The sequence below is a fragment of the Streptomyces sp. NPDC056480 genome (assembly GCF_042795405.1).
Taxonomy (GTDB): Bacteria; Actinomycetota; Actinomycetes; order Streptomycetales; family Streptomycetaceae; genus Streptomyces.
Map to the genome: position 1 here is coordinate 39,887 of NZ_JBHTSA010000002.1, position 17,685 is coordinate 57,571.

Annotated in this window: 19 protein-coding genes; 7 read left to right on the plus strand and 12 right to left on the minus strand. The window is 72.8% G+C overall.

Going from position 1 to position 17,685, the window contains the following annotated elements:
- The first annotated feature begins 71 nt into the window (after nt 1–71).
- Nucleotides 72–1,259, plus strand: a complete 1,188-nt coding sequence (locus ACFQ79_RS01690; RefSeq protein ID WP_383578822.1) for a thiolase family protein — start codon at nt 72–74, stop codon at nt 1,257–1,259.
- Nucleotides 1,260–1,319: 60 nt separating this feature from the next.
- On the opposite strand, the gene trxA is transcribed toward ACFQ79_RS01690, so the two are convergent.
- On the minus strand, nt 1,320–1,685 hold the full coding sequence (trxA, locus tag ACFQ79_RS01695; protein WP_355965405.1) for a thioredoxin: 366 nt from the start codon (nt 1,683–1,685) through the stop codon (nt 1,320–1,322).
- 115 nt (nt 1,686–1,800) lie between these two features.
- Between trxA and ACFQ79_RS01700 the strand changes: the two genes are divergently transcribed.
- Complete coding sequence (locus tag ACFQ79_RS01700; protein ID WP_383578823.1) at nt 1,801–3,249, plus strand: dihydrolipoyl dehydrogenase family protein; 1,449 nt, start codon at nt 1,801–1,803, stop codon at nt 3,247–3,249.
- Between the two features lie 7 nt (nt 3,250–3,256).
- Here the strand turns inward: ACFQ79_RS01700 and ACFQ79_RS01705 are convergent, their stop codons facing one another.
- Nucleotides 3,257–3,943, minus strand: coding sequence for a TetR/AcrR family transcriptional regulator (locus ACFQ79_RS01705; RefSeq protein WP_383578824.1), 687 nt, complete (start codon nt 3,941–3,943; stop codon nt 3,257–3,259).
- Between the two features lie 198 nt (nt 3,944–4,141).
- On the opposite strand from ACFQ79_RS01705, the gene ACFQ79_RS01710 reads away from it, so the two are divergent.
- The gene (locus tag ACFQ79_RS01710) at nt 4,142–5,569 is read left to right on the plus strand and encodes a purine-cytosine permease family protein (protein ID WP_383578825.1); all 1,428 of its coding nucleotides are present in this window, start codon (nt 4,142–4,144) and stop codon (nt 5,567–5,569) included.
- A 102-nt stretch (nt 5,570–5,671) separates the two neighbouring features.
- The gene (locus ACFQ79_RS01715) at nt 5,672–7,336 is read left to right on the plus strand and encodes an amidohydrolase (protein ID WP_383578826.1); all 1,665 of its coding nucleotides are present in this window, start codon (nt 5,672–5,674) and stop codon (nt 7,334–7,336) included.
- A gap of 220 nt (nt 7,337–7,556) precedes the next feature.
- Here the strand turns inward: ACFQ79_RS01715 and ACFQ79_RS01720 are convergent, their stop codons facing one another.
- From ACFQ79_RS01720 to ACFQ79_RS01735, 4 genes are all read right to left on the minus strand, one after another.
- Entirely contained in the window at nt 7,557–8,456 is a 900-nt protein-coding gene (locus ACFQ79_RS01720) for a F510_1955 family glycosylhydrolase (protein WP_383578827.1), read from the minus strand.
- A 159-nt stretch (nt 8,457–8,615) separates the two neighbouring features.
- A complete protein-coding gene (locus ACFQ79_RS01725; RefSeq protein ID WP_383578828.1) occupies nt 8,616–9,326 on the minus strand; it encodes a DUF305 domain-containing protein in 711 nt (236 codons plus the stop codon).
- 92 nt (nt 9,327–9,418) lie between these two features.
- Nucleotides 9,419–9,832, minus strand: coding sequence for a DUF6153 family protein (locus ACFQ79_RS01730; protein ID WP_383578829.1), 414 nt, complete (start codon nt 9,830–9,832; stop codon nt 9,419–9,421).
- A 52-nt stretch (nt 9,833–9,884) separates the two neighbouring features.
- On the minus strand, nt 9,885–10,232 hold the full coding sequence (locus ACFQ79_RS01735; protein WP_383578830.1) for a tetratricopeptide repeat protein: 348 nt from the start codon (nt 10,230–10,232) through the stop codon (nt 9,885–9,887).
- Nucleotides 10,233–10,352: 120 nt separating this feature from the next.
- On the opposite strand from ACFQ79_RS01735, the gene ACFQ79_RS01740 reads away from it, so the two are divergent.
- Nucleotides 10,353–11,318: a pirin family protein gene (locus ACFQ79_RS01740; RefSeq protein ID WP_383578831.1), complete on the plus strand. Its 966-nt coding sequence runs from the start codon at nt 10,353–10,355 to the stop codon at nt 11,316–11,318.
- A 35-nt stretch (nt 11,319–11,353) separates the two neighbouring features.
- Here ACFQ79_RS01740 and ACFQ79_RS01745 read toward each other — a convergent pair whose 3' ends face one another.
- Entirely contained in the window at nt 11,354–12,856 is a 1,503-nt protein-coding gene (locus ACFQ79_RS01745) for a cryptochrome/photolyase family protein (protein ID WP_383578832.1), read from the minus strand.
- A 263-nt stretch (nt 12,857–13,119) separates the two neighbouring features.
- On the opposite strand from ACFQ79_RS01745, the gene ACFQ79_RS01750 reads away from it, so the two are divergent.
- A complete protein-coding gene (locus tag ACFQ79_RS01750; RefSeq protein ID WP_383578833.1) occupies nt 13,120–13,782 on the plus strand; it encodes an SDR family NAD(P)-dependent oxidoreductase in 663 nt (220 codons plus the stop codon).
- 18 nt (nt 13,783–13,800) lie between these two features.
- Here the strand turns inward: ACFQ79_RS01750 and ACFQ79_RS01755 are convergent, their stop codons facing one another.
- Complete coding sequence (locus ACFQ79_RS01755; protein WP_383578834.1) at nt 13,801–13,980, minus strand: DUF6480 family protein; 180 nt, start codon at nt 13,978–13,980, stop codon at nt 13,801–13,803.
- A gap of 193 nt (nt 13,981–14,173) precedes the next feature.
- Nucleotides 14,174–16,000 carry an ABC transporter ATP-binding protein gene (locus tag ACFQ79_RS01760; protein WP_383578835.1) on the minus strand — a complete coding sequence of 609 codons (1,827 nt, stop codon included), beginning with the start codon at nt 15,998–16,000 and terminating at the stop codon, nt 14,174–14,176.
- 191 nt (nt 16,001–16,191) lie between these two features.
- On the opposite strand from ACFQ79_RS01760, the gene ACFQ79_RS01765 reads away from it, so the two are divergent.
- Nucleotides 16,192–16,458 carry a S26 family signal peptidase gene (locus tag ACFQ79_RS01765; protein WP_383578836.1) on the plus strand — a complete coding sequence of 89 codons (267 nt, stop codon included), beginning with the start codon at nt 16,192–16,194 and terminating at the stop codon, nt 16,456–16,458.
- A gap of 84 nt (nt 16,459–16,542) precedes the next feature.
- Here ACFQ79_RS01765 and ACFQ79_RS01770 read toward each other — a convergent pair whose 3' ends face one another.
- The 3 genes from ACFQ79_RS01770 to ACFQ79_RS01780 form a co-directional block, all read right to left on the minus strand.
- Complete coding sequence (locus ACFQ79_RS01770; protein ID WP_383578837.1) at nt 16,543–16,731, minus strand: CsbD family protein; 189 nt, start codon at nt 16,729–16,731, stop codon at nt 16,543–16,545.
- Between the two features lie 147 nt (nt 16,732–16,878).
- The gene (locus ACFQ79_RS01775; protein WP_383578838.1) at nt 16,879–17,298 is read right to left on the minus strand and encodes a hypothetical protein; all 420 of its coding nucleotides are present in this window, start codon (nt 17,296–17,298) and stop codon (nt 16,879–16,881) included.
- On the minus strand, nt 17,295–17,546 hold the full coding sequence (locus ACFQ79_RS01780) for a hypothetical protein (protein WP_383578839.1): 252 nt from the start codon (nt 17,544–17,546) through the stop codon (nt 17,295–17,297). The genes ACFQ79_RS01775 and ACFQ79_RS01780 overlap by 4 nt, the downstream gene beginning before the upstream one ends.
- Nucleotides 17,547–17,685: the final 139 nt, after the last annotated feature.

Genomic DNA, 17,685 nt, shown 5'->3' on the forward strand with positions numbered 1-17,685 from the left:
TGAGTGTGCGGGGCGAAAGCCCTGTCACCAGGCGAACAGAGTCGTTCCGAAGGTCACGTGGGAGAGAACCGATGAGCATCCGCGACGTCTACATCGTCGACGCCGTCCGCACCCCGATCGGGAAGTTCGGGGGCGCCCTCGCCTCGGTACGTCCCGACGACCTCGCCGGGCACGTCGTCCGGGCCCTCGTGGACCGCACTCCCGCGCTCGACCCCGCGCGCGTCGACGACGTCTACTTCGGCGACGCGAACGGCGCCGGCGAGGACAACCGCGACGTCGCGCGGATGGCCGTGCTGCTCGCCGGGCTGCCCGTCTCCGTGCCCGGCGTCACCGTCAACCGCCTCTGCGGCTCCGGTCTGGAGGCCGTCATCCAGGCGGCCCGCGCCATCGCCCTCGGCGACGCCTCCGTGGCGATCGCCGGCGGTGTCGAGTCGATGTCCCGCGCCCCCTGGGTCCTGCAGAAGCCCGAGCGGGCCTTCCCGGCGGGCCACCAGCAGCTGTACTCCACGACCCTCGGCTGGCGCATGACGAACCCGCGCATGCCCGCCGAGTGGACGGTCCCGCTCGGCGAGGGCGCGGAGCTGATCGCCGACAGGCACGGCATCACCCGGGAGCAGCAGGACGCCTTCGCGCTCGCCAGCCACCGCAAGGCGGCCGAGGCCTGGGCGAAGGGCCTGTACGAGGACGAGGTCGTCCCCTACCCGGGGGTGGAGCTCGCCCGCGACGAGTGCATCCGCGACTCCACGTCCATGGAGGCCCTGGCCAAGCTGAAGCCCTCCTTCCGTCCCGAGGGGGGCACGGTCACGGCGGGCAACTCCTCCCCGTTGAACGACGGCGCCGCCGCCCTGCTGCTCGTCGACGAGGACGGGCTGCGCGAGACCGGCCGGGAGCCGCTCGCCCGGATCCGTACCTCCGCGGTCACCGGCATCGAGCCCCAGCTCTTCGGTCTCGGCCCGGTCGAGGCGGTCCGGCGGGCCCTGGAGAAGTCGGGGCGTTCCTTCGCCGACCTGCGGACCTTCGAGCTGAACGAGGCCTTCGCGGCCCAGTCGCTCGGCTGCCTCGCGGAATGGCCGGAACTCGACCCCGAGATCGTGAACCCCCGCGGCGGAGCCGTCGCCATCGGCCACCCGCTGGGCGCCTCGGGCGCCCGCCTCGCCGGATCCGTCGCCCACCAGCTGGCGGCGGCCGGTTCGGGCACCGGCCTCGCCGCCCTCTGCATCGGCGTCGGCCAGGGCCTCGCCCTGGTCCTGGAGCGCTGAGCACCCGGACAGCACACGAGGGGGGTACGGGAGCGGCTCCCGTACCCCCCTCGGGGTGGATCACTTCTGCTTGGCGTCCTCGACGGACTTCCGGACCTCGTCCATGTCCAGCTTCCGCGCCTGGCCGATGACGTCCTCGAGCGCCGCCTCCGGCAGGGCGCCGGGCTGCGCGAAGATCGCCACGTTGTCACGGACGATCATCAGCGTCGGGATCGAGCGGATCTCGAACGCCGCGGCCAGCTCCGGCTGCGCCTCGGTGTCCACCTTGGCGAAGACCAGGTCCTCGTGGCGCTCGGAGGCCGCGTCGTAGACCGGGGCGAACTGACGGCAGGGACCGCACCAGGAAGCCCAGAAGTCGATCAGGACGAAGTCGTTCCCACTCACGACCTCGTCGAAGTTGTCCTTGGTGAGCTCTACGGTGCTCATTGTTCCTACCTTTCGGGGATCTCCTGGCGGTGTCCTCACGGTCCCCTGGGGACTCGCCCGGCACAACGGCGTATCGAGCCGCGCTATTCCGCGCCGCTGAGCCAGACTGTCACCCATGACACGAACGGTGGACAGCGAGCACGAGCACGAGTACGACGTGGTGGTCCTGGGGGCCGGCCCCGTGGGCGAGAACGTCGTCGACCGAGTACGGGCCGCAGGCCTCAGCGCCGCGATCGTCGAGAGCGAACTGATCGGCGGCGAGTGCTCGTACTGGGCCTGCATGCCCAGCAAGGCCCTGCTCCGGCCCGTGATCGCCCGCTCCGACGCCCGGAAGGTGGCAGGGCTGCGCGCGTCCGTCCAGGGACCGCTGGACGCCCTGGAGGTCTTCGCCCACCGGGACGAGGTCGTCGGCGACTGGACGGACGACGGCCAGGTGGACTGGCTCGACTCGATCGGCGTCCGGATCTTCCGGGGCCACGGCCGTCTCCTCGGGCCGCGCCGGGTCGAGGTCGCGGGCCCCGAGGGCGAGCGTCATGTCCTCACCGCCCGCCACGCGGTCGCCGTCTGCACCGGCAGCCGCGCCGTCCTCCCCGACCTGCCCGGCCTGTCCGGGGCGCGCCCCTGGACCAGCCGCGAGGCGACGAGCTCCGACCGGGTGCCGGGGCGGCTGATCGTGGTCGGCGGCGGAGTCGTGGGCGTCGAGATGGCGACCGCCTGGCACGCCTTCGGCGCGAAGGTGACGATGCTCGTACGGGGCGGGGGACTGCTGCCCCGGATGGAGCCCTTCGTCGGCGAGCACGTGGCCGAGGCCCTCACCGCGCGCGGCGCGGACATCCGTACCGGCGTCTCGGTCACCGCGGTCGTCCGCGACGGCGGTACGGGACCGGTCACGGTGGTCCTGGAGGGCGGTGACCACGTCGAGGGCGACCAGGTGCTGTTCGCGACCGGCCGGGCCCCGCGCACCGAGGACATCGGCCTGGAGAACGTCGGCCTGAAGCCGGGCTCCTGGCTCGACGTCGACGACAGCCTCAAGGTCACCGGCACCGACTGGCTGTACGCGGTCGGGGACGTCAACCACCGTGCGCTCCTGACCCACCAGGGCAAGTACCAGGCCCGGATCGCCGGCGCCGCGATCGCGGCCCGCGCGAGGGGCACGGAAGCCCTGGACGAGTCGAGCTGGGGCGCGCACGCGGCCACCGCCGACCACGCCGCCGTACCGCAGGTGGTGTTCAGCGACCCCGAGGCGGCCGCCGTCGGGCTCTCGCTCGCCGAGGCGGAGCGGGCCGGCCACCGGGTCCGGGCCGTGGACCTCGACATGAGCAACGTCGCCGGGGCGGGGCTCTACGCCCAGGGCTACCGGGGGCACGCCCGGATGGTCGTCGACCTCGACCGCGAGGTGATCCTCGGAGCCACCTTCGTCGGGCCGGGCATCGGCGAACTCGTCCACTCGGCGACGGTCGCGGTCGTCGGAGAGGTCCCGATCGCCCGCCTGTGGCACGCCGTACCGTCCTACCCGACGCTGAGCGAGGCGTGGCTGCGCCTCCTCGAGGCCTACCGGGGCTGACGGTCCGTCACGACGCTGCGCCGTTCCGGATGTCGTCGGTGCGGCGCGGCTCGTTCCGGGAACCGCCCGGGACGTCGTCGGCACCGGAGGCGTACGGGGCGATCAGCGCCCGTGCCGCCGACCGGGCCGCCTCGAGGGCGGGCCGCGGATCCCGTCCGGACTCCTGACCCAGGACGACCCGGGTGCTCAACCCGTCGAGCAGGGCCAGGAGTTCGGAGGCGCGCGCCCCGGCGTCGAGCGGGGCGAAGCGCCGCCGTGCGACGCCCGCCGCCAGGAGCGCCTCCAGGTCCTCGTGCCACCCCCGGTCCAGCTCCTCCTGGGCCTCGCCGAGCGCGCTGTTGCCGGGGGTACGGGCCCACAGTTCGATCCACAGGGTCCAGCGCGGATCGCGCGGCCCGCGCGGCAGGTAGAGCCGCAGGAATCCGTCGAGCTTGCGCTCGGCCGTCATCCGCCGGGACAGCAGCGCGCGGCGCTCCTCGGCCAGCGCGGCCTCGCTCCACCGGAGGGCGGCGAGCAGCAGCAGGTCCTTGCTGCCGAAGTAGTACAGGATGTGGCCGCCGCTCGTGCCGAGCCGCTCCGCGAGCGCCGACATCGTGAGCGAGGAGAGGCCGTCCTCGGCGATCGCCGTCATGGCCTCCTCCAGCATCCGTTCCTGGGTGACGTGCCCGTCCCGCCTTCGTGCCGCCCCTGCCACCGCCGCTGTCCCCGTTCCGTCGATCCACCGGTGCCTCTGCTGGTTCGACCTTAATCGCAACCCCGCAGGTCTTGACGTGGCCGGAACTCATCGCACATCTTGAATGCCATTCAAGAACTTAGAACGTCATTCAAGACGGCGTTCAGGGCAGCGTTCACGGCAGCGTCCGCGAAGACGCTCAGGATCAGGAGGTGCGGAGTGCTCGGACACGAGACGGCGCCCGGGACCACGGGGGCCACGGCGACCACGGCCCGGGACGAGGTGTTCCAGGTCGAGGAACACGGGATCGACCCCATCCCCGACGCCGAACGGCACGGCAGCGCCAAGGACGTCTTCTGGCTCTGGTTCGGCTCGAACCTCACCTTCACCTACGTCATCAACGGCGCACTCGCCGTCGCCTTCGGGCTCTCCTTCTGGCAGGCCACCGCGGTCGTCGTGATCGGCGGCCTCTCCTTCCTCGCCATCGGCGCGGCCGGCCTCAGCGGCGTCCGCACCGGCACCGCCACCCTCGTCATCTCCCGCGCCGCCTTCGGCCTGCGCGGCAACTGGCCTGCCGGTCTGCTCAACTGGATCGTCAGCATCGGCTACACCATCGTGAACACCGTGGTGGGCACCCTCGCCCTGGAAGCCTTCTTCGCCGACCTCGGCTGGAGCGGCGGCTCCGCCACCCGGGCCCTCGCCCTCGGTGTCACCCTCACGCTGACCTTCGCCGTCGCCCTCTGGGGCCACGCCACCGTCCAGTTCGCCGAACGCTGGATGGCCTACGTCCTCGCCGTCGGCTTCGCCGCCCTGCTCGTCCTCGTCCTGCCGGGCGCCGACACCTCCGCGCCCTCCGCCGCACCGGGCGCCGCCGGGTGGAGCCTCGCCTTCGTCGTGATGCTCGCCGGCCCCTTCTCGTACCTCCCCATGCCCGCCGACTACACCCGCTACCTGCCCCGCACCACCACCCTCAAGGCCGTGACCTGGAGCGGAGCCCTCGGAGGCTTCGTCTCCTCCGTCGCCCTGGGGGTCGTCGGGGTGGCCGCCGCGACCCAGGCCGACATGACGGACGCCGTCGCCGGCACCGAGAGCCTGCTCCCCGGCTGGTTCCAGCCGCTCTTCCTCGCCCTGGTCCTCGGCGGGTCCGTCACCAACTCGATCATCACGCTCTACTCGTCGAGCCTGAACCTCCAGGTCCTCGGCATCCCCTGGAGCCGGGCCCGCGCCATCGTCATCAGCGCCGCCGTGACCGCCGCCGGCTCCCTCGGTGCCCTCTTCCTCACCGACTTCACCACCTCGCTCCTCTCCTTCCTCTCCCTCCTGATCATCGTCTTCGCCCCCTGGGGCGGCGTCTTTCTCGCCGACATGGTGCTCCGCCGCTGCAGCTACGACTCCGCCGGACTGCACGCGAGCACCGGCGGCGCCTACTGGTACCGCTCCGGCTGGCACCCGCCCGGCCTGACCGCACTCCTCGCGGGCCTGCTCTTCTCGGCCCTGACCTGCGACTCCGAGCTGTGGACCGGCCCCCTCGTCGCCCCGCTCGGCGGCGCGGACCTCACGCTGCTCGGCGCGGGAGTCTCGGCGCTCGTGTACGTGCTCCTGGCGCGCCGGACGGTCGGACCGGGACCGGCGCCGGTACGCCCCTGAGTCCCCGCCCCCGGAGCGGTCCCCGGTACACCCCGAGCGCCCCGGGCTCCCCCCCCGAACCGCATGAACACCCCTCGTACGTACGTCACGGAGTCACCCCGCATGAACGGCACCACCACCCCCTCCTCCGCTTCCGCCGACCTCCTCCTCACCGGGGCGCGGATCCACACCGTCGACCCCGCGCACCCCGAGGCCGAGGCCCTCGCCGTCCGTGACGGCCGGATCGTCTGGATCGGCCCCGACGCGGAGGCGCACGCCTGGGCCGGGCCCGGCACACGGGTTCTCGACGCCGGCGGACGGCTCGTCCTGCCCGGCTTCGTCGACGCCCACAACCACGTCCGCCTCGGCTCCGACGACGCCTGCGTCCAGCTCGCCGGGGCCCGCACCCTCGACGCGATCCACGACCGCATCCGCGCCTGGCACACCGCCCACCCCGACGCCGACTGGATCGAGGCCGAGGCCTTCGACTACTCCGCGATCCCCGACGGGCGCATGCCCACCGCCGCCGACCTCGACCCGGCCACCGGCGACACCCCCGCCCTCGTCCTCAGCTACGACGTCCACACCGCCTGGCTCAACACCGCCGCCCTCCACCGGCTCGGCGTCGACCGCGACCACACCGACCTCCCCTTCGGCCGGGCCGTCACCGACCCGGACACCGGCGAACCCACTGGATTCGTCAAGGACTTCGCCGTCAAGGGACTCTCCCGCGACGGCCACCGCGCCCTGCGCGAGCTCGGCGTCCCCTGGGCCGCGCCCGACCGGCAGTACGGCCGGCTCGCCAAGAGCCTCGACGACGCCATCGGCTTCGGCATCACCACCGTCGTCGAACCCCAGAACTCCCTCGACGATCTCGCCCTCTTCCAGCGCGCCCGCGCCGAGGGACGCCTGCGCTCCCGGATCGTCGCCGCGCTCTTCCACCCGCGCGGCACGACCGACACCGACCTGGACGAATTCCAGGCCGTCGCCGAGGAGTTCGCGGACGACCGGCTGCGCGTCGGACCGCTCAAGCTGTACATCGACGACGTCGTGGAACCCCGTACGGCCGCCCTCCTGGAACCGTACGCGGGCTGCGCCCATCACCGCGGCGACACCTTCTACCCGCCCGAGGAGTTCGCCGAGCTGCTCACCCGGCTCGACGCGCGCGGCTTCCAGTGCTTCGTCCACGCCACCGGCGACCGGGGCATCAGGACCGTGCTCGACTCCGTCGAGCGGGCCCGTGCGGCCAACGGGCCGCGTGACGCCCGCCACCAGATCGTCCACGTCGAGTGCCTCGACCCGGCCGACACCCCGCGCTTCGCCGAGCTCGGCGTCGTCGCCTGCATGCAGCCCCGGCACGCCGCCCCGGACATCGCGGGACCGGGCCAGGACTGGGCCGAGAACGTAGGCCCCGACCGCTGGCACAAGGCCTGGCCGCTGCGCAGCCTGAGCGAGGCGGGCGCCGTCCTCGCCCTCTCCAGCGACTGGAACGTCGCCGAGATGGACCCCATGGTCGGCGTCCACGCCGCCGTGACCCGCCGCCCGCCCGGTGGCGGGGAGGCCTGGACGGCGGGGGAGACGATCGATGTCGAGACCGCGGTCGAGGGCTACACGATGGGCTCGGCGTACGCCAACTTCCTGGAGCACGAACGGGGTTCGCTGACGGTCGGCAAGCTCGCCGACTTCGTCGTCCTGTCCCGCGACATCCTGCGCGTCGCCCCGGAGGAGATCCCGGGCACGGTGGCGGAGACGGTCGTGGTGGGCGGTGAGGTGGTCGTGGAGCGCTGAGCGGGGGAGCGGGGGCGCGACCGGCCCCGGCCGCGCTGAGCGGGCGAGCGCGGGCGCGACCGACCCCGGCCCGGGCCGAGGCCGTCCGGACCCGACCGGTCCCGGCCCGGGCTGCGGGCGCTCCGACCGGACCCGGCCCGGGCTGCGGGCGCTCCGCCCCGCCCCGCCCGACCCGGGCCGTGGTCCGGAGCAGGGTGGGACGGCAGGGCCCCGGTGCCGGTCAGTGGTCGCCGCCCGCGGCCTTCACCGCCATCCGGCGCTCGAAGGTCCGGCCCGCGTCCCGGGACTCGTACACCCCGTCCCCGGTCGCGACGAACAGCCGGCGGGCGTCCACGACGGTGAGCGCCTGCGGGGCCCCGCCCGGCACGGCCGAGACGCGGGTCCAGCCGGTGCCCCCGCCCGTACCGCGGAAGAGGACGCCGTCGGGATCGACGCCGAACAGGGCGTCGGGGGCGCCCCACGAGAGGTACGCGAGGACCCGGCCCGCACCGGGCGCGAACGTCCTGCCGCCGTCCGTGCTGCGGGCCACCCCGGACTCGGTGGAGGCGAGGACCGTCCCCGGGTCGGCGGGGGAGACGGCGATGTCCAGGGCGCGCAGCGCCGCGCGGTCGTCCCAGGTGATGCCGTCGGCGCTGACCCGGAGGAGCCCGTTCGCGCTGTCGTACCCGTAGACGGTGGCATCGCGCGCGGTGTCGAGCGCGTGGAAGTCGACCTGCCCGGCGAGCGACTTCTCCCGCCAGGTGCGCCCGGAGTCCGTCGAGGCGACGAGGCCGAGGTCGGCGGGGCCGTCGGTGCCCGGGGCCGGGTGCCCGCTCGCGAGGAAGTCGCCGTCGGCCGTGACGGTGAAGCCCATGAAGTCGTCGCGGCGGTCGCCGACGGGGAGGGGGGAGCCGTCGGAGTCGGGTGTGTAGATGCCCTGGTGGGTGGCGACGTAGAGGCTGTCGCCGCGCAGCCCGAGGCCGTGGATGTGGCTGAGGGCCGCGGCGGAGCCGCCGCCGGGGGGCCTGGCGCCGGACGCCTCACCGGACGGCTTGCCGGAGGTCGAGCACGCGGTGAGGGCGAGGGCCAGGGTGAGTGCGGCGGCGCCGGCGGCCGGCGAGCGGGGGAAATGCTTCGTCATCGTTCTTTCGCCTGGGAGCAGGGGAGCAGGGGAGCAGGGAGTAGAGGAGCAGGGGTACGGCGGCGGGGCGGCCCGCCCCGGTGGGGGACGGGCCGCCTGTGGCACGCGGAGGTGTCCGTGTGCCGTGCCGTGTGTACGGGAAGGGGGAGCCGGACCGGATCAGAGCCGGTCGAGGATCTTCTTCAGAGCGGCGACCTCGTCGGACTGGGTCCGTACGACGTCGTCGGCGAGCGCCTTGGCGGTGGGGTTCTCGCCGTTCTTCCGCTCGTCCTCCGCCATGTCGACGGCGCCGTTGTGATGGGCGATCATCAGCTCGGCGAACCTGCGGTCGAAGGCCTTGCCCTTGACGGCGGCGAGGTCCTTCATGTCCTGCTCGGACAGCATCCCGGCCATGCCGTGACCGCCCCCGCCGCCGTGGCCGGCGGACTCGGGCCTGCCCCAGCCCTTGAGCCAGGCCTTCATCTTCTGGATCTCGGGGTCCTGGGCCCGCTCGATCGCGGTGACCAGCCTCTTGACCTCGGGGTCCGCGGCCCGGCCCTCGGCGAGCTTCGCCATCTCCAGGGCCTGCTCGTGGTGGGGGATCATCATCTGCGCGAACATGACGTCCGCGTCGTTGAAGGCGCCGGGTGCGGCGGCCGTGTCGGAGGAACCGGAACCGGAACCAGAACCGGAAGCGGACGGAGCGGCCGACGGAGAGCCGGACGCGGAACCGGACGCGGAGGCGGAGGCGGACGCCGTGGCGGACGTGCCGCCGTGGTCCATTCCGCTCTTGCCGTCGTCCGTGCCGCAGGCGGTGAGCAGCAGCCCGGTCGCGGTGGCGGCGCCGACGAGGGCGAACTTCCTGGTGGTGCGGCGGGTGAAGGAACGCATGGGTGACACCTCGTTGTGCTGGTCGTGCAGACGGAAAGGGGAAGGCCGAAGGCGTTCACGGGCAGCGCGAGGCGCCCGCGGTGGCGTACGGCCTAGATCCGCAGGACGGACAGCTGGGCGAGGTCGGGAGGCAGGGGCGGGGGCGCGTGCGGCCCCAGCGCGGGCGTCAGCCGCGCGAGCAGCAGGGTGAGCCAGTCGGGGCGGCGGCCGAGCGCGGCCCGGACGAGCCCCGCGAACAGCCAGCCGGCGAGGACGGCCACACACAGGGTGGTCATGTCCATCCCCGAGCCCGGCTCGTGCCCCGCGTCGGTGCCGGGGCCCTCGTCACCGTGAGGGGCGACGGAGTGGTGGGCGGATGCCGAACCGGTCCCCGTGCCGCCGGCCGACCCCTCGGGGTGACCGACGGCGTGCATCAGGAACACCCCGAGCGCGAGCACGACGACGAGCAGAAGGTGCGCCAGGGCACCTTCTGCTCGTCTGCGGCGTTCCGCTCGGTGTGGATGCACGGCCAGGACCTCCTGGCCGCCGAATATACCGGACGGGGGTATCGGGGGCGCGTCAGGCCGGCGGTGTCTCGCCCGCCATCGCGGCGGCCATCCGCAGGTGCGGCGCGGCCTCGTCGGTGCGCCCCAGGCGCTCCAGGGTGCGGCCGAGCATCAGCCGGGCGTAGTGCTCGACCGGGTCGCGCTCCAGGATCGCCCGCAGTTCGGTCTCGGCCCGGGAGAGCTGGGCGGAGTGGTAGTAGGCGCGGGCCAGGAGGAGCCGCTGGGCCGTCTGCTCCGGGTGCTCGGCGACCAGCCCGTTGAGGATGCGGACGGCTGTTCCGTACTCCTTCGCGTCGAAGAAGAACCGGGCGCGGTCCCAGCGCTCGCCGGCCGTTCCGAACTCGTAGTACGTGTCGCTCACTTGCTCGCCCTTTCCCGAGGCCCGGATCTGCCACCCTGTGGGGTGGTCGACCACGTCAACACACCGAGATGGTTGAACATTCCACAAGGACTGCCGTCTCCGGACAGGAACAGGTTGAGCATGAGCAATCTTGATCGTCAGGCCGCGCTGACCGTGTGCGGCGGCCGCGGATTCGTCGTCGCCGAGCCGGTACGGGAACTCCTCAGCCCCCGCCACGTCCAGCTCGGCGAGTCGACCGAGGTCCGCCGGCTGCTCCCGAACCTGGGTCGGCGGATGGTCGGGGCCTGGGCGTTCGTCGACCACTACGGTCCCGACGACATCGCCGACGAACCGGGCATGCAAGTCCCGCCGCACCCGCACATGGGACTCCAGACCGTCAGCTGGCTCCACGACGGCGAGGTCCTGCACCGCGACTCCACCGGCAGCCTCCAGACCATCCGGCCGCGCGAGCTGGGCCTGATGACCTCGGGCCGGGCCATCTCCCACTCGGAGGAGAGCCCACGCCCGCACGCCCGCTACCTCCACGGCGCGCAGCTCTGGGTGGCGCTCCCCGACGCCCACCGTCATGTGGAACCGCACTTCCAGCACCACGCCGACCTGCCCCGGATCGCGAGCCCGGGCCTCACGGCCACGGTGATCCTCGGCGAGCTCGACGGCGCGGCCTCGCCCGGCACGACGTACACCCCGATCGTCGGCGCCGACCTCGCGCTCACCTCCGGCACGGAGACCCGCCTCCCCCTGGACCCCGACTTCGAGTACGCGGTCCTCGCCATGTCCGGCGAGGTCCACGTCGACGGCGTGCCGGTCCTGCCCGGCTCCATGCTCTACCTCGGCTGCGGCCGCACCGAGCTTCCCCTCCGGGCGGCCTCCGACGCCGGCCTGATGCTCCTCGGCGGCGAACCGTTCGAGGAGGAGATCGTCATGTGGTGGAACTTCGTGGGCCGCACCGACGAGGAGATCCGCGAGGCGCGCGAGGCCTGGACGACGGGCACCCGCTTCGGCGAGGTGAAGGGCTACGACGGCGACCCCCTGCCGGCCCCGGACGTCCCGGCCGCCCATCTGAAGGCCCGGGGGCGCGTGCGCTGACCCGGTGGACCGGCGACCGGCTCACGGCGACCGGTTCACGGCGGACCCTCGCCCCGTTCCCGTTCCTGCTCCAGCAGGGCCGACAGGTCCCTGAGACGGTCGAGGCCGTGCACGGCGCGGGAGACCCGGGCGTTGTGCACGAGCGTGCCGCGATGACGGTGCAGGAAGTTCCAGTAGCCCGCCGTGAACGGGCAGGCGTCGGCCCCGACCCGCCGGTCGGGGCGGTACGGGCACGGTCGGCACAGGTCGCTCATGCGATCGATGTAGGCACCGCCCGACGTGTACGGCTTCGTGGTCATCCTGCCGCCGTCCGCGTACTGCGACATGCCCACCACGTTCGGCAGCATCACCCAGTCGTATCCGTCGACGAAGCAGCGGTGGAACCAGTCCGTCACGGCGGCCGGATCCCAGCCGTGCTGGAGCGCGTAACTCCCCAGCACCATGAGCCGCGGGATGTGATGGGTCCATCCCGTGTCCCTGACCTGGCGCAGCACCGTGGCCAGGCACCGGGCCGACACGGCATCCGCGTCGAGGTCGTTCCACCAGTCGGGCAGGGCGGCGGTGTGGCCGAGAGCGTTGGACGTCCGGTAGTCCTCACCGAAGTACCAGTAGAGCTGCCAGACGTACTCGCGCCAGCCGGCGATCTGCCGGACGAAGCCCTCGACGGAGTTCAGCGGCGCCTCGCCCGCCCGCCAGGCGGCCTCCGCACCCTCCACGCACTCGAGCGGGTCGAGCAGTCCCAGATTCAGGGAGGAGGACAGAAGGCTGTGGCTCATGGCGCCGTCGTCGGCGAGCATGGCGTCCTCGTACGCGCCGAAACCCGCCAGCCGGTGGCGCAGGAAGCGGCGCAGAGCGGTCCGGGCCTCCCGACGGCTCGCGGGAAACCGCCGGGGCCCGTCGCGGCCGACGAAGGAGACGTCTCCCTCGCGCTCCCAGCGGTCGAGATCGCGGCGGACCCCCTCGTCGATGGAGTCCTCCCGCGGCCGGTAGGGAGCCGCGCCCCCGAGCGTCCGCCGTCCCGGTGGCGGCGGCTCCCGGTTCTCGTGATCGAGGTTCCACGTGCCGCCCGCGGGCTCCGCGCCGTCCATCAGCAGATCGTGGTCACGGCGGACGTGCCGGTAGAAGGACTCCATCCGAAGGCCCCGCTGCCCGTCCGCCCACCCGCGGAAGTCGTCCTGACGGAGCAGGAACCCGCGCGGAGGGAGCACGGTGACGTGGTCCAGGGAGCGTACGAGAGCCAGCGCCGCCCGGGAGGTCGGATGGTGCACCGTCACCGGCCCGCCGCCCACCGCCCGCCGCAGACCCTCCCGGTACGTGTCGGCCTGTACGTACGTCACACGGTCGCCGAGTTCGGCGGCCCGGTGCCGCATCGCGGAGAGAACCAGATGGGCCTTCGCCCGGTGGAAACGCCGACGACGGAAGACCGCACGGGACTCGATCATCAGCACGGGGGCGTCGCGCGCAGGGCCCTCGCCGTCCGCCGAGGTGAGGAATCCCGGCCCGAGCTGGTCGCCGAAGAGCCAGTGCGTAGGGGTCATGCCGCTCTCGATCCGCTCCGTCCCCGTGGGAGGCCTCGGGGTACCCGTTCCGACTTCGTCGCACGGGTGCGCCGCGGATGCGGTTCCTCGCGGACGCTTCGCGGCGGCACGCCCGCCGAGGGCACCGGCTGGCGGGGTACCGCATCCCCACGGGCCGTCGCGGGAGAAGTACAGACGGCCGAGCCGGTCGGCAGGCCAGGCGGTGCGTGCGGCAGCGCCCGTGCCGGGCGGCCGCACACCGGAGCCTTCGGGAGGTCTCGAACATGGCCGGGGAAAAGGTACTCGTCGTGGGTGCGACGGGCATGATCGGCGGTCTGGCGACGCAGCTGATGGTCGGCCGTGGCCGCTCCGTCGCCGTGGCCGGCCGCGACGCGCGCGAGCTGGCGGAGCGGTCGAGCCGGTGGGGGAACTGCCCGCACCGTTCCTTCGACGCCTACGACCTCGAAGGCGGGGCCGCGCTGGCGCCGTGGGCCGCGCGCGCCCTCGGGGGACTGGACACCGTTGTCGTCGCCGTCGGGGTCGCCGGCTTCGGCCGGGCCGAGGAGGTCACGGAGGCTGCCGCGGAGCACCTCATGACCGTCAACGCGCTCGCGCCCATGGCCGTCGTGAGGGGAGCCCTGCCGGTACTGGAGCCTCCGGGGGTCGTCGTGGTCGTCACCGGAGCGATCGTCGACAGGCCGATGCGCGCGACGGCCGACTACACGGCGGCGAAGACGGCCCTCGCGGCCTGGCTGGGCGTGGTGGAACGAGAACAGCGCGATCGCGGGATCTCCGTCGTGGACGTGCGCATGCCCCACCTCGAAGGCGGATTCGCAGACCGGGCATGCGTCGGCAGCCCGCCGCGGCTGCCGCGCGGCGCGGACGCGGCGGAGGCGGTGGAACGGTACGTGATCGCTCCGATCACCGCCGGTGCGCAGGCCCGGTGAGGGGCGCTCCGGAAGCGGTCAGAAGGCGACGGTCCGGAAGATGAAGAAGAGAGCTCCCATGACCGCGCCCAAGGCGATGAGGGATAGCCAGACCATCGGGTGCTCCCAGATGCCGCCGTCAGCGCGCTCCTGGTGGGCCGAGGACGTGGAGCCTTCCGCGGGCGGGGTCTCCTGGGGCGGTACGAGCGGCTGAGTCATGGCCCCTCCCAGGGGGTGTGGGACGGCGTACGGCCGCCGGTCCCTCCACCGTCCCCCGATCCCCAGGGGCCCGCCACGCGCGTCGATGGTGCGTCGAAGTCGCCGCCCTCGCGGCCCTGACGGCCACCCGGCCACCCGGCCACCCGGCCACCCGGTCACGGAGGGTGGGCGTGCCGCCACGCCCACCGGGCCCTTACACCTGCTCCGCCCTGGTGGCGGTGTCGTCGAGGAAGCCGCCCGACTGGTGCTGCCACAGCTTCGCGTAGGCGCCCTCCGAGGCGAGCAGTTCGTGGTGCGTGCCCTGCTCGACGATGCGTCCGCTGTCGAGGACGACGAGCCGGTCCATGGTGGCGACCGTGCTGAGCCGGTGCGCCACCACGAGCGCGGTCCGCCCGTCCATGAGGCGCCAGAGCGCGTCCTGGACGAGGATCTCGCTCTCGGAGTCCAGGGCGCTGGTCGCCTCGTCGAGCAGCAGGATCGGTGCGTCGCGCAGAATCGCCCGCGCGAGCGCGACCCGCTGGCGCTGGCCGCCGGACAGCTTCACCCCGCGCTCTCCCACCATCGTGTCGAAGCCCTCGGGCAGCGTGTCGACGAACTCCGTGACGTGGGCCGCCTCGGCCGCGCGGCGGATCTCGGCGTCGGTGGCGTCCGGCCGGGCGAAGGCGATGTTCTCCCGCAGCGTGCGGTGGAACATCGCCGGGTCCTGCGGCACATAGGCGATCAGGCTGCGCAGTTCGGTCTGCCGCAGCCTGCTGATGTCCTGTCCGCCGATCGTGATCCGGCCGCCGTCGATGTCCGTCATCCGCAGCAGCAACCGGGTGAGCGTGGTCTTGCCGCCGCCGGACCGGCCGACGAAGCCCACCTTCGCCCCGCTGGGCACGGCCAGTTCGAGGCCCTCGAAGAGCGGCTTCGCACCCGCGTGGGCGAAGGTCACCCGCTCGAAGCGCACATCGGCGCCGTCGGAGAGCAGCGGTTCCGGCTTCTCCGGGTCCCGCACGGTCGGCGGGGTCCGCAGCAGTTCGGTGAACTGCGCGGCTTCGGTCATCGAGCTTTCCAGGCGGCGGTAGATCTGGTTGAACTCGAACATGATCCGGGTGGCGTTCGAGTAGTAGGTGAAGGCGACGACGACGGCCTCGACACCGTGTTCCCCGGCGCCGAGGGAGAGCGCGAGCACCAGGCCGAGGACGTTGGTCAGCACGGACATCGGTGCGATCAGGGTGTCGATGCGCAGGTTGCCGTAGTCCCACGAACGCAGCGTGAGGCGGCGTGATTCGGCCACCCGGGAGCGGTGTTCGGCTGCCTCACGTTCCTCGGCGGCGAACGACCGGACCGTGTCCATGTTCATCAGGCTGTCGGCGACGTGCCCCGACACCCGGGCGATCGCCTCCTCGCGTCGGTCGACGAGTGCCTGCCGTCGACGGATCAGGGGCCGTACGCACAGCGTCGTGACCGCGATCATCGTCAGAAGGCCGACCACGAGCAGGGGTTCGTACGTCCACAGCACCACCGACGCGAACACCAGGGGCACGAACTTGCCCATCACCGAGAAGGTGAGCGTGTCGACGAACTCCTCGAACCGCGAGGCGAAGCTCAGGACCCGCTTGGTCAGCGAGCCGGCGAAGTTATCGTGGAAGAAGGCGGCGTCCTTGGCGAACAGCGCGTCCATCCCGATCACGTACAGGTGCTCGATGCCGAGGGCGTCCAGACGGTTCAGGCAGTGCAGCCCGACACGCCACAGCGCCTCGGCGAAGAGCAACACGCCGGCGAAGCCGAGGACGTACGGCAGCATCGGGCCGATGCCACCGGCGACGCCACCTCCGGAGTCCCCCGCGATGCGGCCGACGATCTTGGCGACGATCAGCGGCACGATGTAGAAGATTCCGATGTTGCCCAGTGCCGGGAGCAGCATCGCGGGCACGGTCCACCACTTGAGCCGGGTGAGCTCCCGTGTGTAGAAGCGAAGCGCGAGGAGCACCGAGCCCTTGCCCGGCGAACTCTTGCGCGATTCGGGTGTTCCCATCCAATCCTGCCTTTCGGATCAAAGTGGACAGGATGGGCAGTTTTCCGTGTGGGGACACGCGCCGTCCAAGGGTTTTCTCGACGTGCCTCCGACAGGGCGCCACGCACCTCAGGGGTGCAACCGGCCTGCATTGTCACCTTGTTTGACAGGTCATCATGTGACAGGCGGATGATCGCGGTCGCGGCGCCGACTTGGAGGGGACGAGCCGCCGTGGGCGGCCCCTGCGCCGTCGTGTGATCGGCACGGGCGGCGACCACCTCCGGCAGAGCGCCGGTGGACCCGTGACGGTGAACGGAGTACCGCTGACGGAGCCGTACGTGAAGGACGTCGATCCGTCCGGCATCCCCATCGCGTACGACGTGGTGGTCGCCGAAGGGGCACTTTTCCTGCTCGGCGACCACCGCGGCAGGGACCGGCGGTCAAGGGCCGACGGTCAAGGGCTGACGGGCAGGGGCTGACGGGCGGCGGCCGAGAGTCGGCGGCCGACGATCAGGGGCCGGCGGTCAGGAGCCCGGTGCCCTTCTCAGGAGCCCGGGGCCGTCTCAGGAGCCGGGTCGCTTCATGTCGTCGCGTGCCTTCTTCGCGCTCTCGTGCACCCGCTCGATCGCCGCTCGGGCCTCGGCCGCCATCCGGTCGGCCTTGCCGTCCGCCTCCAGGCGCGCGTCTCCGGTCGCCTTCCCCACGGCCTCCTCGACGGTCCCCTTGCCCTTCTGCACGGTGCTCTTGCGCATGACCGGGTTCCTTCCGTCGCATTCCACGCGGGTCCGCTTCCCTACACAGGGCCCCTGCCCCTGATGCCGGGGTTCATGCGGCGGGCTCCGCGCGTGAGCGTGGGCCTCGGGGCCCGCCGGTGCCGCGTGCCGGCCCGCGCCGAGACCTCAGTCCGCCCTCCGCCGCGCCGCCGCGCTCCTTCGCCGGGCCACGGCCCCCAGCAGCAGCCGCATCAGGCACACCGCGGTGACCACCCACACCGCGGCGAAGAGCCACAGCGGGCCGGACGACGAGGACGCGGCCGCGAGCAGGAACAGGGCCACGCAGGCCATGCCGAGGACGGCGGTGAACCAGCCGAGGCGATGGCGCAGGACCCCGCCCCAGGTGCCTCCCGCGGTGCCCGTGCCCGCGGCGGTGTGACCGAGTGAACGCAGCCTGCGGTTGAGGGACGCGTCGCCGCGAAGGCCCTGTTCTATGCCCTCGAGGATCTTCCGTTCCTGGTGGGTGAGCCTGGGATTGGGATCGTGCATGCCGAACTCCCGTCGAGCGTCGAGCGGTCCGGCCACCGTCACGGCGTCTCCGGTCACGTCCCGGTGGTGCGCGGACGGTCCCGGTGCGCCGCGAGCCATGTGCCGAAGTCCTGGAGGGCGGGGTCGAGGCCCCGGACGGCGTCGATGTCCCGGGCCTCCGTGCAGTGCTGCTCGCAGTCCGTGTCGTACGGGAACATGTTCCCCGACTCGTCCGCGCCCGGGAATCCCCGCGCACGCCATTCGTCAGGAGTGAGGGGACGGTGGCGCACCGGTTCGCCGAGCGCCTCCGTGAGGGCGGCGGACACGCCGGCGACCTTGAGGTGTCCGTCGGCGGTGCTGACCGTCGCCGCGATGAGATCCGTACCGCGTGCTCCCTCGGGTACGTCACCCCTCGGGTGACGTACGGTCCCGCGACGAGGACGCGGCCCGGCACTCGTTCGCGCC